General features: G+C 68.6%; 17 protein-coding genes. 15 read left to right on the top strand and 2 right to left on the bottom strand.

Going from position 1 to position 13,489, the window contains the following annotated elements:
• Positions 1-91: 91 nt before the first annotated feature.
• Positions 92-217 (bottom strand): hypothetical protein, encoded by a 126-nt coding sequence (locus CRM73_RS19670; RefSeq protein WP_255662369.1) that lies wholly within the window; start codon positions 215-217, stop codon positions 92-94.
• Positions 218-314: 97 nt separating this feature from the next.
• Complete coding sequence (locus CRM73_RS03540; protein ID WP_188550658.1) at positions 315-695, bottom strand: MerR family DNA-binding transcriptional regulator; 381 nt, start codon at positions 693-695, stop codon at positions 315-317.
• Between the two features lie 52 nt (positions 696-747).
• On the opposite strand from CRM73_RS03540, the gene CRM73_RS03535 reads away from it, so the two are divergent.
• The 15 genes from CRM73_RS03535 to CRM73_RS03465 all read left to right on the top strand — a co-directional run bounded on the left by CRM73_RS03535 (position 748) and on the right by CRM73_RS03465 (position 13,471).
• A complete protein-coding gene (locus CRM73_RS03535; protein ID WP_229586866.1) occupies positions 748-2,298 on the top strand; it encodes an MFS transporter in 1,551 nt (516 codons plus the stop codon).
• A 72-nt stretch (positions 2,299-2,370) separates the two neighbouring features.
• Positions 2,371-2,985: an NADPH-dependent FMN reductase gene (locus CRM73_RS03530; protein WP_188550660.1), complete on the top strand. Its 615-nt coding sequence runs from the start codon at positions 2,371-2,373 to the stop codon at positions 2,983-2,985.
• Between the two features lie 47 nt (positions 2,986-3,032).
• Positions 3,033-3,392 (top strand): putative quinol monooxygenase, encoded by a 360-nt coding sequence (locus CRM73_RS03525; protein ID WP_188550661.1) that lies wholly within the window; start codon positions 3,033-3,035, stop codon positions 3,390-3,392.
• Between the two features lie 89 nt (positions 3,393-3,481).
• Positions 3,482-3,679: a hypothetical protein gene (locus CRM73_RS03520; protein WP_229586864.1), complete on the top strand. Its 198-nt coding sequence runs from the start codon at positions 3,482-3,484 to the stop codon at positions 3,677-3,679.
• Between the two features lie 248 nt (positions 3,680-3,927).
• Positions 3,928-4,755 (top strand): helix-turn-helix domain-containing protein, encoded by an 828-nt coding sequence (locus CRM73_RS03515; RefSeq protein WP_229586863.1) that lies wholly within the window; start codon positions 3,928-3,930, stop codon positions 4,753-4,755.
• 236 nt (positions 4,756-4,991) lie between these two features.
• On the top strand, positions 4,992-6,107 hold the full coding sequence (locus CRM73_RS03510) for an ArdC-like ssDNA-binding domain-containing protein (RefSeq protein WP_188550741.1): 1,116 nt from the start codon (positions 4,992-4,994) through the stop codon (positions 6,105-6,107).
• A complete protein-coding gene (locus tag CRM73_RS03505) occupies positions 6,107-7,075 on the top strand; it encodes a bifunctional DNA primase/polymerase (protein WP_188550662.1) in 969 nt (322 codons plus the stop codon). The genes CRM73_RS03510 and CRM73_RS03505 overlap by 1 nt, the downstream gene beginning before the upstream one ends.
• Positions 7,075-7,854 (top strand): DUF2637 domain-containing protein, encoded by a 780-nt coding sequence (locus CRM73_RS03500; protein WP_188550663.1) that lies wholly within the window; start codon positions 7,075-7,077, stop codon positions 7,852-7,854. Before CRM73_RS03505 ends, CRM73_RS03500 begins: the two co-directional genes overlap by 1 nt.
• Complete coding sequence (locus tag CRM73_RS03495; protein ID WP_229586861.1) at positions 7,851-8,300, top strand: hypothetical protein; 450 nt, start codon at positions 7,851-7,853, stop codon at positions 8,298-8,300. Before CRM73_RS03500 ends, CRM73_RS03495 begins: the two co-directional genes overlap by 4 nt.
• Positions 8,301-8,389: 89 nt before the next feature.
• Entirely contained in the window at positions 8,390-9,325 is a 936-nt protein-coding gene (locus CRM73_RS03490; RefSeq protein WP_229586860.1) for a hypothetical protein, read from the top strand.
• Entirely contained in the window at positions 9,322-10,332 is a 1,011-nt protein-coding gene (locus CRM73_RS03485) for a ParB N-terminal domain-containing protein (RefSeq protein WP_188550666.1), read from the top strand. The genes CRM73_RS03490 and CRM73_RS03485 overlap by 4 nt, the downstream gene beginning before the upstream one ends.
• A 50-nt stretch (positions 10,333-10,382) precedes the next feature.
• Entirely contained in the window at positions 10,383-11,072 is a 690-nt protein-coding gene (locus CRM73_RS03480; protein WP_188550667.1) for a hypothetical protein, read from the top strand.
• A gap of 14 nt (positions 11,073-11,086) precedes the next feature.
• Positions 11,087-12,751 carry a M23 family metallopeptidase gene (locus CRM73_RS03475; RefSeq protein WP_229586859.1) on the top strand — a complete coding sequence of 555 codons (1,665 nt, stop codon included), beginning with the start codon at positions 11,087-11,089 and terminating at the stop codon, positions 12,749-12,751.
• 6 nt (positions 12,752-12,757) lie between these two features.
• Entirely contained in the window at positions 12,758-13,024 is a 267-nt protein-coding gene (locus tag CRM73_RS03470) for a DUF6112 family protein (RefSeq protein ID WP_188550668.1), read from the top strand.
• Positions 13,025-13,186: 162 nt separating this feature from the next.
• Entirely contained in the window at positions 13,187-13,471 is a 285-nt protein-coding gene (locus CRM73_RS03465) for a DUF6112 family protein (RefSeq protein ID WP_370658518.1), read from the top strand.
• Positions 13,472-13,489: the final 18 nt, after the last annotated feature.

Genomic DNA, 13,489 nt, shown 5'->3' with positions numbered 1-13,489 from the left:
ACGTGTTCACGGGGTATCGCGTTGCAGGGCTGGCGCCGGAGGAGACGCCGAGCCTGAGTCGTCCGCCGCTGAGTAGGTCGGCGGTGGCGGCTTACTCGGCGAGCTTGCCGGGGTCTTCGCCGGCGAGCGGGATCACCCCGGCGCCCAGGCCGATCGGGCTGGTCCCGCGTGCGGCGGCGAGGAGCGCGAAGGGTGCGGACAGGGTGCGTTCGTGCATCTATCTATTCAGTTGGCTAGAAGTGGTTGGAAGAAGCGCGGGCACCACTAAGGAAGCGTTGCCGTAGGGGCCCGGGTGCGAATGTGGAAGTCAGGACTCAGCGACCGGGAAGGTCGCAGCGCTTGGTCTCGGATTTCAGGTCTGCGAGCACGGCGTGGAGTTCGGCGATCCGGCGTTCGGCGTCAGCGATGAGGTGGTCGGTCAGTCGCTGCCAGTCCTCGGGTGTCGGCTCATCCGGAACATCCTCCAGCACCTTGGCGATCTCCTGCACGGACAACCCAACGCGCTGGGCCACTCGGGCCACGCGAACCACGCAGGGAACCCAGGGCTGGTAGCGGCGCTGGTTGCCGGAGGTGCGCTGTGACTCGATCAGTCCTTGCCGCTCGTAGAACCTGATCGCTGAGGTTGCGGTGCCGCTGAGCTCAGCCGCCTCGCCGACCGTCAGCAACTCGGGGGCGTGAGTCTCGATGGTGGTCATGGTTCCAGCATGGCTTGACTTCAACCAATGTTCAAGTTCTAGCGTCGTGGGTATGAAGATGAATCCGCGCCAGCGTCTGGCCCTGACCACGTTGCTGCTGCCGGTAGTGGTGGTGTCGATGGATCTCACGGTGCTCTATCTCGCGGTGCCGTCGCTGAGTGAGCAGTTGCGCCCGTCGGGTTCACAACTGCTGTGGATCATGGACGCCTACGGGTTCGTCCTGGCTGCACTCTTGATCCCGGCGGGCAGGCTCGGGGATCGCATCGGACGCCGCCGCCTGCTCGTGATCGGGGCGGTGCTGTTCGGGCTCGCATCGTTGGCTGCCGCGTTTTCGACCTCAGCCGGGTGGCTGATCTTCGCTCGCGCGATGATGGGAGTCGGCGGTGCCACGCTGATGCCCTCGACGCTCGCACTCATCCGCACGACGTTCACCGACGAGCAGCAGCGTGCTAGAGCCATCGGCCTGTGGACGGCAGCGTTCGCGGCGGGCGGTGCGCTGGGGCCGGTGGTCGCAGGCGGACTGCTTGAGTTCTTCCCCTGGGGGTCGGTGTTCATCATCAATGCCCCCGTCGTGGTGCTCCTGCTGCTCGGGTTGCGGCTGTGGGTGGCGGAGTCTCGCGCCGAGGCCTCTGCGCCGTTGCCCCTCGTCGGTGCTCTGATCGGTCTCGCGTTGGTCGTCTCGGCGATGGCGTTGCTGAAGCAAGCAACCTCCGGCGGCTGGGGTGTGACCGAGTGGCTGCTGCTCGCTCTCACGCTGGCAGCGGGTGTCGGGTTCGTGTGGCATCAGCGCCGCGCACGGCATCCCCTGATCGACCGCGACCTGATCCGCGTGCCCGGCGTCAGGCTCGGACTGCTGATCGTCGCGGTCGGAATGTTCGCCCTCACCGGGCCGAACATGTCGCTGGCCCAGTACCTGCAACTCGTACTCGGCCTCTCTCCGCTGCTCGCATCACTGGCGATGATCCCGATGGCCGTGTTCGGCATCGGCGGCGCGATCCTGGCCAGCGTCCTCATCACCCGGCTATCGAAACCGCGCGTCATCGTCCTCGGGCTGGGTGCCGCAAGCCTTGGCCTATTCGGTATCGCCTTGGCCACCCCCACGCAGTCACTCGTCTTGGTGCTGCTGAGCGGTGTCGCACTGAGCGTTGGCGTGACCGCGTTTCTCTCCCTGGCCACTGACCTCACCGTCGCTGCCGCGCCGCCCGATCACGCGGGGTCGGCTTCGGCGCTCTCGGAGACCAGTTCCGAACTCGGCGCAGCGCTGAGCATCGCTGTCCTCGGCACTGCCGCCTCGGTGGTCTACCGCAACGGACTCTCGCTTCCGTCAGAGCTAAGTGCCAGCGATGCCGAGCAAGCCGGGCAGTCACTCCAGAACGCCGTCACAACTGCCGACACCCTTCCCGAAACGGTCGGGAACACGCTATTGGAGGCGGCGCAGTCGGCTTTCAACGCTGGACAGTCCACCATCACCGCCGGTGCCGCCGTCCTGCTCCTGGCGCTGGCCTGCGTCGTGATGATGACCAGCAGGGGCAGGTCTCTGAAAGACGGACAACCTCCCTCACCAGCGCCAGCGAACGCTGGCGAACGGTCTGCCGATGGCTAGTCGTTCATCCCACTCGCGGTTCAACGACCGCCCTTGACTTCAACATATGTTCAACCCTCAGTCTGGAGAAATATGACATCACCGAGACCACAGCCCACCGAGCAACAAACTGCTCCCGCACCCGCTCAGAGCCGGATCGCGGTCATCTCTTCCAGCATTCGCGACGACCGTATGAGTCCGAGCATCGCCGACTGGGTGCTGACCTCCCTGGCCGAGAATCACGGCATCGAGGTCGATCTGATCGACCTGGCTCAGATCGCACTGCCCGATGACAACCTGCTCTCCCCAGGCGGCGGACCAGCGACAGAGGTAGGCGAGCGGATCGAGGCGGCTGCTGCATTCGTCTTCGTCACCCCGGAGTACAACCACTCCTACCCGGCGTCGCTGAAGCGGCTGATCGACTGGCACTACACCCAGTGGAAGTTGAAGCCCGCCACCATCGTCGCCTACGGCGTACACGGCGGATACTCGGCGATTGAGCATCTACGCGGAGTGCTGGCCGAACTGAACATGGTCACCACCCGCCGCTGTCTCGGACTGCCCGCCCCGTGGGAGGCCGTAGACGATGCCGAGCGCTTTGCACCGAGCGAGACCGTGGCCAAGGCGCTGGAAGGTGCCCTGGCGGAACTGGCTTGGTGGGCCGACCTGCTTACCGACGCCCGCGCCCACCATCCGTTTCCCAACTGAGCGCGGCGCTATTGCCGCGATCCGAGCATTCACAGAGGAGCTTCCCCATGACCGATCAGCGGCACCAGAGTCCATCCATCTCGATCAACACGTTCACCGCTGTTGAAGGCGGCATCGACGCACTGACTGTCTTCCAGATAGCCGAAATGGAGGACATGAGAGCAGAGGCCACCGCGCACGGCTGGCTGGGCAACGAGGTCTATCGCTCAGACGACGACACCAGCCTGATCGTCCTCACCCGCTTCCGATCCGCAGAGGCTAAGGAGAACTGGGCGCAGACGGATCGCTTCCGACGGCACTTCGAAGGTCTCAAGCCACTGATCCAGAACGGCACATCAATCCCCGTGACCTTCGTCGTGGCCCATGGCCAGAATCTCTCACCCCAAGACTCGACAGATTGGCCCTGAACTCAGGGCATGTCTGCGCCCTCGACTCCGCACAGCCCGGTGTTGCTTTGAGGATGGTCGTCGGCCCACCGGTCCTAGCCGCTGCAGCCGTGGGCGGCGCCTTCGCCACCGTTGCGTTGAACGTCGGTGCCGTCGTCGGACCCATCACCGACCGCCTCGCTATCGAAGCCATCGGCGTGCGCGGCCCGGTCTTCATCAGTGCGGTCCTGGTGATTCTCACCGTCCTCCTGTGGCGCACCGTGTCAATGCTCTCGCGCCGCGGCGGGCCGGCACCAGTAGCTCGATAGCCAGTTGGTCGATCCTCGATGACCGGCGCTTCGGTACCACCACGAGCTGGGACCGTGAGGCGCGCTAGCAGCTTCGGGCACAGGCCGGACCAGCCGGGGAACAGTCAGCCGGGGCCGAGATCGTGAACGACGGCGAACCACTGCAACGGTGCCCAGAGCGGTCAGCGCTCGATGAGGCCACGTTTGCGCCCATCGTGGCACGCTCCACCACCGTTTCGTCGGCGCGGCCACCAGTCGCCTACGACTGCGTGAAGCTCATCTTCGTCCGGTACGGTTCGTCGATCCTGCTCAGCGAGTTCGGCGAGCGCCACGTCAAAGTCGGTGATGTGATCGCACTGGCTGCGAACACGCTGTGCGGGAGCGAGCCCGAGGGGTCGATCACCGTCACAACGCTCTATCTGGATCGGGACTATGTGACCGATCAGGTGTTCTGGCAGCACGCAGGGCTCTTGACCGACAGGCTCGACGCCCAAGACTTCACCGCTGAACTGTACTCCGACCCGGCGCAGATTCTCCGCCTCGGCGAGGAACGTGCTGGGATGCTCATGCCCTGGCTGGATGAACTGGTGGCTCTGAGCCTGGACGGACCATCACCGGAACGGTTCTACCGGATGCAAGCGCTGCTGTTCGCGGTCCTGGACGTGATCGCGCCCTACGTGAAGACCACCGCGGTGCGCCGCTCGCCGACCCAGCGCAGGACGGCGCACCCGAGTAGCCCGCGCCACCGTAAGTTCGTGCCCCTGCGGGAAGAGGCGCGAGAAGCCGTCGAGTTGCTGCGTGCTGATCCAGCCGGGCGGTGGACACTCCAGGGTCTGGCCGAGGCGGTGCACTTGTCGCCTTCGCAGCTCGGCCGGGTCTTCGTCGACGCTTACGGCAAGACCCCGATGACGTACCTGGTGACCATCCGCGCGGAGCAGCTCGCCCGGTTGTTGCGTGAGACCGACCTGCCGATCGAGGAGGCGATGCGACGGGTCGGCTGGTACAGCCGAGGTCACGCTGCTCGGATGTTCCGCCAAGCCGTGGGCGTCACCCCGGCCCGCTACCGCGAACTGAGCCGACAGAAGACTGCCGCCTGAGAAGGCGCGGGCGATACAGATCGCCGCAACGCCGATACAGGTATCCGCATCATCGCCGGCCTCGGCGCCCGAGACCGCTGAGGGGCTGATAGTCCGGTACGGACTCGTCGGGTTCGCCACACGCCTGACGGTCACGTCATCCGTTGTCCGTCTCGTCATTGCTGGTGATCCCGGCGCACCTGGTGGTCACCGGGGCCTGGTTCGGCCCGGTGCTCAGGGTATCGGAGGACACGACGATGGCGACAACACGGGAGCAGGCCAAAGCCGCGCGGGAGGCGAAGCTCGACGAGCTGCACGAGCGTCTGACCGGTGCGGTCGAACAGCTCGTCTCCGATGAGGACTGGGCGCGGGCGCTCGCGTTCGCGGCACGGTTCAGGGCAAGATCGTTTTCCAACACGCTGCTGATCTGGGAGCAGCACCAAGGTGCTTACGAGGCTGGGCTGGTGCCCGAGCCGTTCCCGTCGTATGTGGCCGGGTATCGGCAGTGGCAGGGCCTGGGTAGGCAGGTGCAGAAGGGCCAGTCGGGGTATCAGATTCTCGCGCCGGTCACCGGACGTTTCGCCACCGCCACCCCGGCGGATGCTGAGTCGTGGCGGCGCCTGGGCAAGGGCGAGAAGCCTCGTGCCGGTGAGGTCGTGCGCACGCGGATGGTCGGCGTCCGGCCCGCCTATGTGTGGGACGCCTCCCAGACCGCCGGCGACCCCATCCCCGAACCACCGGCACCGAAGCTGCTGGAAGGCCAGGCCCCGGCAGGGCTGTGGGACGGGCTGGCGGCGCAGGTCGAGGCAGCCGGGTTCACGGTGCTGCGAGTGCCGCACGAGGGCATGATCCACGGCGCCAACGGCATGACCGACTACACCGCGAACACGGTCGCGGTGCGGGAGAACATGGACCCGGCCGCGCAGGTCAAGACCCTCGCCCACGAACTCGGCCACGTCCTCCTCCACGGCCCCGATCAGGACGAGGCGCGGCAGCATCGCGGCATCGGGGAGGTCGAAGCCGAGTCCGTCGCGCTGATGGTCGGCGCCGCGCACGGGATGGACACCAGCGGTTACACGATCCCGTACGTCTCCACATGGGCGGCACGGGTTGATGGCAAGGAGCCGGTGGAGGTGGTCAAGGCGACCGGGGAGCGGGTCCGCAAGACCGCGCTGACGATCCTGGACCAGCTCGACACGACGCAGGTCGGTGACGGCACCCCGCCGGGTCTGGACCGAGACGCGACCCGCCGCGACGCAGCCGCGCAGGCATCGCCGGTGCCGGAGCCGGCTTCGCCGCGGCGGACGGCTCCATCGCTTGAGCCGGCCGCGCGACCCGCCGCGGTGTCGGCGGTCGTGGGGCGGGGGCTGTGATGATCGAGCACGGAGTCGTTTCCTCGGTGCTGCTGCGGATGAACGCGGCGTGGCCGCTGTCGGCCGCCGCGCGGGAGTTCGCCCGTGCGGGGGTGCCGGTCTTCCCCTGCGCACCGTGGGGGAAGCGTCCGGCCACCGGACACGGGTTCCACGACGCCACCACGGACCTGGATCAGATCGAGGCGTGGTGGCGGCAGTCGCCGGGCGCGAACATCGGGGTTCCGACCGGCGCCGCCTCGGGCGCGGTCGTGGTGGATGTCGACGTGCACGGCCCGGTCGATGGGCGGACCCGTTTCGATCGCGCCGCCCGTGCCGGGCTGGTGGAGGGGTGGGAGCTGCTGGTGCGCACTCCCACGGGCGGGATGCACGCCTACTACCCGGCCACGCCCGGCACGGAGCAGCGGTCGTGGCAGGCGGCACGTGCTGGGATCGACTTCCGCGGCGACGGTGGCTACATCGTCGTCCCGCCCTCGGTCCGCTCCATCGAGGGCACCACAGTCGCCTACGAAGTGGAAACGATCAACACCGGCCCCGCCAGCAGCACGCTGGATGCGGGAGGGCTGCGGGACTTCCTCGACCCCCGCCCCACACCGCGCCCCGCGCCCGCGGGTCTGGATCGGGGTGCCGATGTATCGCGGCTGACAGCGTGGGTCGCTGCCCGTGATGAGGGCGAGCGGAACCGTGGACTGTTCTGGGCGGCGTGCCGGCTCGCGGAGAACGGGCTACCTGCGTCGGAGGCGCTCGATGTGCTGACCGCGGCCGCCGGTCACGCCGGGCTCGCCGAGCGCGAGATCACCGCCACGGTCCGCTCCGCCTACCGCACCGTCCACCCCACCCCCGCCCGGCGCGGCGCACACGATGGGTCGTCGCCGGCGCGGGGTGAGCCGCCGCTGGCCGCGGACGGCTGGTTCGACCGCAACACCAGCACCCGCCCGTCGGCGGGGTCGTCGAGGGTGCGGGGGCTGTGATGACCACCCCGATCACGAGCAGCACGGTCGCGAGCAGGGCGGCGGGTCGCCGCTGGGCGGTGGTGACGGCGGTGTCCGGGACGGTGTTCATCGCCGCCGGCGCCTTCTGGCTGTCCTTCACCGCGTTGGCAGACCTCGCCGCCAGGTCCGGGATCGGTGCCGGGCAGGCGTGGGCGTGGCCGCTGATTGTGGATGGCATCATCGTGGTCGCCACCGTCGCCGTCGTCGCACTCGCCGGCCAGAAGACGGCGTGGTATCCGTGGGTGCTGCTGATCGGCGGCGCCGCGGTCTCGGTGACCGCCAACGCCCTCCACGCCGTGGTCGCCGCCGACGCCGACGTACCGGGCGTGCTGGCCGCCGCAGTGGCGGCGGTGCCGCCGGTGGTGCTGCTGGCGATCACCCACCTGACCGTGATCCTCACCCGACCACTCCCAACAGCCGCTGAACTCGACACGGGCGCAGTCGACCGCGAGCAGCTCGCGCCCGTGGAGCATCCGACGCAGTCGCCTGTGCCCGTCGAAGCCCCGGCGGAGAGTGCCGCAGATGGGGACAGCGCGCCAGTTGCCCCGCCACCGCCACCGCAGGGGGTCAACTCACGCCTGCGGGCCGGCGCCACGAGCTCGGATCGGCGTGAGCGTGCCGCGAGGCTGCGTGAGCAGGGGTGGTCGAACAAGCGCATCGCCCGCGACCTCGGCGTGCACCCGTCCACGGTCGGCCGCTGGTTCACGTCCGCGCACCTTCCCGACAAGCAGACCGTCGAGGAGGCGAAGACACCATGAATACCACAGACCAGGCCCGCCACCAGCATGAGCGCCGGCAGAACGCACCCGAGCCGACCAAGGACCACTCGGTCCCGGAGGAGCCGGAGAAGGCGGGGACGCCGGAGGCGGTGCAGGCCGCCAAGGTCGCCCAACGCAACCGTCCCGACAAGGCCACGATCGCGGATAGCGCGCGGCGGGCGCGGAGTGTGGAGTGGATGCGGCCCACCGACCTGCTCGCCCGCCAGTCCGCGGCGGTGGCGGGGCGGGGTATCGACTTCGAGGTCGAACTCGCCCGCCGCACCCGCAAGCTCACCAGCCACGTCACGCGCGCCAGCGGCCGCGGTCTCGGCAAGGCTGGCAAAGCCATCAGTGAGCGGGCGCGGCGGCTGCCCGATGTTTCGGAGTTCGGCCGTAGCAGTCGGCATCAGTCGTGGGTGTCTCGTTCGGGGATCGGGCTGGGGTGACCTGAGATGCGCGCCCCCACCACAACGTCGCCGACGCTGCCGGTGGTGTGGGGACGTGCGCGCACCTCTCTGTCAGGAGGTGCCAGACCATGACCATGACCACGACCACCAACCGACACACTCCCGGCGGCACAACCGGGGAGGACTTCGCCACCAGCAACGGGCTCCGCACCCTGCTGCACCGGCTCCACGACGCCGGGCCAGGCTCGTGGAGCCATGATCCGACGGCCGCGGAGCTGATGGCCCACACCGCGACCAAGTACGAACCCCTCGCCCGCAAGCACGGCCTCGACCCGTGGGAAGCCGCCAGCGCGGCGTTCAAGGTGATGATCACCCGCGCCGCCCGCGAAGCACGCGACCCCTGGGCGGTGATCACGCACGCGGTGCGGATCACCTGCATCTTCGAAGAACGCGCCCAAGGCCTGCTCTGCTCGGTGCATCAGGCTCGTCGTCCGCACGTCTCGGCGTTCCACGATCCGGAGCGGTTCTCCGACCGGGAGAACGCGTTGATGGACTATCACCCGGCCTTCCAGATCACCGACCCCCACTACCACGCCACCGGCGACGCGGAGACGGACGCTGGCGGGGCGGGCTCCGATGATGGTGGGCGCGGTTCGGATCGGGCGTGCATGTCCGCTGGGTCGGCGGCCGAGGACGCCATCGCGCTGTTCACGCTGCTGGGCTGGGACCCGGCGACCGCCCGGGCCGGGGTCGAGCATGTCTGCGTCGCGTTGACCAAGACCGGCACCCGCCAAGCCGCCTACGAGGCGTTGCGGCGGGACAAGCACGCCCGCGCACTGCTGGACGTACCGCGTTCCTCGTGGACGGCGCTGCTGCGCGCCTTGTTGGGCAACCCGCACCCCGCCTACGCCGCTACGACCGCGGGGCGGGGTGTGCTGTTGCGGCTGCTGATCGGCGAGACCCTGCCGGTGCTGCTGCGCGATGACGACCTCATCCTGACCATCTCCCTGGCCGCACCCGGCACCCATGAGGACCCCGACGATTCTGGTGGTGGTCGGTCGTGACCGCACCGGCCGGGTACATCGAGCTGGAACGCACCGTCGACTCGATCCGGGTCGGGCGCCGACACCGGACCGCGTTCGGCAACATCGACGAACTCGCCGCCTCGATCGGCCGGGACGGGCTGTTGCAGCCCATCACCATCACCCCCGACGGAGTGCTGGTGTGCGGGGCGCGCCGGTTGGCGGCGATCAAGAAGCTCGGCTGGCGCAAGGTCAACGTCTGGGTCCGCTCGGGCATCTCCGACCGCCTCGGGCACCTGCTGGCCGAGCAGGACGACAACGTGCTCCACAAGCCGCTGACTCAGATCGAGGCGGCCGCTCTGTATCGGGAGCTGAAGACGCTGATGGCCGAGGACGCCGACCGCAGGAAGGCAGCGACCCAGTTCAGTGCCCAGAATCAACCCGGCGCTGACGGTCCCGCAAATTTTGCGGGACCGTCAGGAGCGTTGGGCGAGGCACGTCAACAGGCGGCAGCGATGATCCCCGGTGGTGCCTCGCACACGACGTTGGAGAAGATCGGCTACCTCCAGAAGATCGCCGAAGACCCTGCCCAGCCCGCCGCGCTCCGGGCACAGGTGAGCGCTGAGCTGGAGCGCATCGACGCCGGGGCTCCGGTGCATCCGATCTTTGAGGCGATCCGCGCCGCCGGCCAGAGCGCGCAGGCCGAACGTGAGACCGACCTGCATCAGCTCGCCGCCGACGCCCTCGCCCGCGCCAAGCAGACGAAGACCGGTAAGCGCCCGCTCCGGCCCCGACCGGTCACCGACGACGGCGAGCCCGCCCAGTACCCGGTGCGGGCATTCGTGCTCACCTGGGGCGAGCTGGACGGGTGGTGGAGGCACTACGACGTCGAACATCTCGCCGCTGAGCTGAGCGATGAGCAGATCGAGTTGTTTCTGACCACCGTCGAGGGAACCAGCCGCTTCGCCGAGGAACTGCGCGCCCTGCGCGACCGCGACACTGCTGACGATGAGCCGGTGCCGGCCCGCGTGCATCTGCGCGCCCTCTGACGGCCACCCTTGACCTGCCTCGGTTGGTGGTGGGAGTGCACCTGGTGGGTATGAAGACTCCCGACCTCTCCGAACCTCGTACCCGCCGCCGACTCATCGCCGCCCTCACCGCGGCGGTCATCGTCCTCGTGCTGGCCGGTGTCGGCGTTTACGGCCTGCTGGTCGGACCACCCAGCCCGGGCCGGGACGATGACGGCGGCAGCCCTGAGCCGAGTGTCACCGCGCCGTCCGATCCGGTGCCCACGACCACGCCGCGGCTGCCGGCGGTGCGGGCGTCGGACGATCCGCAGACCTTCGCCCGCAACGTCGCCACCGTGCTGTTCGAGTGGGACACCGCCAGCGGGTTCATGCCCCTGGACTACACCAGCGTGGTCCTCGATGTCGGCGACCCCACCGGCCAAGAGCAGGCGGGGCTCGCCTCGGACATCGCCTCCTACCTCCCGAGCCGGGATGCCTGGCTGGAGCTGCGGCAGTACGCCACCGCCCAGCACATCACTATCGACAACGCGTTCGTCCCCGACGCGTGGGCGGCCGCGGTAGAGCAGGCCCAGCCTGGTCAGCTTGGCGAGGGCACGGTCGCGGTCACGATCGAGGGCACCCGCCACCGCACCGGGCTGTGGAACGACGAGCAGGTGACCTCCGAGCACGCGGTGGCGTTCACGGTGTTCGTGGTCTGCGGCCCGACCTATGAGACCTGTCATCTGCTGCGGCTGTCCCAGCTCGACAACCCCCTCCGATAGGTCGGTGACGCGTTGTGTTGAAGAAGCTCGCCATCGCCGCCCTCGCACTGGTCTTCCTCGCGCCGTCGCTGGTGCTGATCGGGATCGGGGTGGTGATGAACCCCGCCCTGACGGCCACCGGCTCCTGCACCATCCCCGGCGGCTCGAACGTCACCGTCGGGGACGTCCCCGACGAACTGGAGGTCACCACCGCGAACGGTGAGACGTTCACGCTGAACCGGACCCAGCTCACCCATGCCGCGACGATCATCGAGAGCGGCAGCAGCATCGACGGGATCACCCGCGATGGGCTGGTGATCGCGCTCATGGCGGCACTGACCGAGTCCACGCTGCGGATGCTGTCCAACACCAGCGCCTACCCCGAGTCCGCGGACTATCCCAATGACGGCGACGGCTCCGACCACGACTCCCTGGGCTTGTTTCAGATGCGGCCGCAGTCCGGCTGGGGCACGGTCGCGGAGCTGATGGACCCCGTCTACCAAGCGCAGGCGTTCTTCGGCGGCCCCACCGGACCCAACCACCCCTCACCTCGGGGACTGTTGGACATTCCCGGGTGGGAGGAGATGGACAAGGGCGAGGCCGCCCAAGCCGTCGAGGTCAGCGCGTATCCGGACCGGTATCGCAACTACGAGCCGGTCGCTGAGACCATCCTGTCCACCCTCACCACCACAGCGTCCGGCACGGACGCGTCCGCCGGCGATGCTGTGGTCCCGGCTGCCCAGACGACAACGGCATCCACGTCGCGGGTGGTGTTCCCGATGCCCGAGGGCACCTGGGTGCTCACCAGCGAGTACGGCCCGCGAGTGCATCCGATCACTGGCGAGGACTCCTTCCACACCGGCACCGACTTCGCCGCACCCGACGGCACACCCCTCCTGGCTGCCGCGGACGGGACCGTGACGGTGGCGGAGTTCTCCGGCGGCTACGGCGGCCTCATCGTCATCGAACACACCATCGACGGCGACACGGTGGCCACGGCGTATGCGCACATGTGGGAACACGGCATCCACGTCGCCCCCGGTGACACCGTGACGGCTGGTCAGCACATCGGCGACACCGGCAGCTCCGGCAACAGCACGGGGCCGCATCTGCATTTCGAGGTCCGCCTCGGCGGCACGAACGGTGAGCACACCGACCCCGCCGCCTGGCTGAATGCCCACAACGCCGCCGACCTCCCCGAACCCGAAACCGGAGCGCCCAACGGCGACTGCGACACCAGCAACGGCACACCCGGCGGTGACCCGGACCCCCTCGACGGCGAACCCGACCGCCTGGTCGACGATCCGACCTCGGATGGGCAGATCACCGCGCGGATGCTGCACCTCTACACCCAGACCATCGCCGCGTTCCCCGACACGAGCTGGGCCTGTTACTCACCCCGGCCCGGCACCGTCTCCGAGCACCCCCTCGGGCGCGCCTGTGACGGGACGTTCGGCAACGCCATCGGCGAACACCCCACCCCGGAGCAGCGCGAACTCGGGTGGGAGGTGACGAACTGGATGCAGGACCACGCCCAGACCCTGGGCGTGGAGTACCTGATCTGGGACGGCCTCATCTGGTCCCTGGCCCGCGATGCCGAGGGCTGGCGTCCCTACGACGGCGGCGGCATGCACGACCCCGACAGCATCACGGGCTCGCACGCCGACCACCTCCATGTCACCGTCCGGGCGGGGAGCTGAGTCGTCATGGACGTGTTCCCCAACTTCGAAGGTCTCGGTGGGATCGGTGACCTGCGTGAGGTGATCGGTGCCCTGCTCACCTTCGTGCTCATCATCGCGGTGCTGATGCTGATCATCTGCATCATCGTGTGGGCGCTGTCGACCGCGAACGGCCATCACGCCGCTGCCACCAAAGCACGTGTCGGCGCCTGGACCGCCCTGGGCGCAGCAGTCCTCGCCGGGGGTGGCGTGGCCTGGATGAACTGGCTGATCGACCTCGGCCAACAACTCTGAACACACCCCATTCGCGGACCCCTTCATGGTCCCGACTGTGTGGGGCGGGCGGTGCACCTGATCGGCGAGACCCACTGTTTCGCCGACGCCCCGAAGGAGCACCCCGCCATGACCGTCCTGAGCCTGCTCACCGAAACCACCGCCACCGCCACCGCCTTGCCGATGGTGCTGCCGGCCAACATCGACATCAACCCCAACGACTCCGGACTTCCCGGCATCAGCCAGCTCCGCACCATCGTCGGCGCCGTGATGACCATCGGGCTGATTCTGTCCGTCCTCGCGCTGATCATTTCGGCGATCGTGTGGGGCTTCGGCGCCAACTCCTCCAACCCGCACCTGGCGGGCAGGGGGAAGGTCGGCGTCCTCGTGAGCTGTGGCGCCGCCGTCATCTGCGGCGCCAGCGTCACGCTGATCAACTTCTTCTGGGACGTCGGCCAGCAGGTCTGACCCCACCCACTCGACTCT

It is taken from the genome of Kocuria sp. CCUG 69068 (assembly GCF_020833785.1).
In the GTDB taxonomy this organism is placed as follows: Bacteria; Actinomycetota; Actinomycetes; order Actinomycetales; family Micrococcaceae; genus Kocuria; species Kocuria rosea.
The sequence above is the reverse complement of the archived record's forward strand: the minus strand, read 5'-3'. Positions and strand labels throughout refer to the sequence as shown.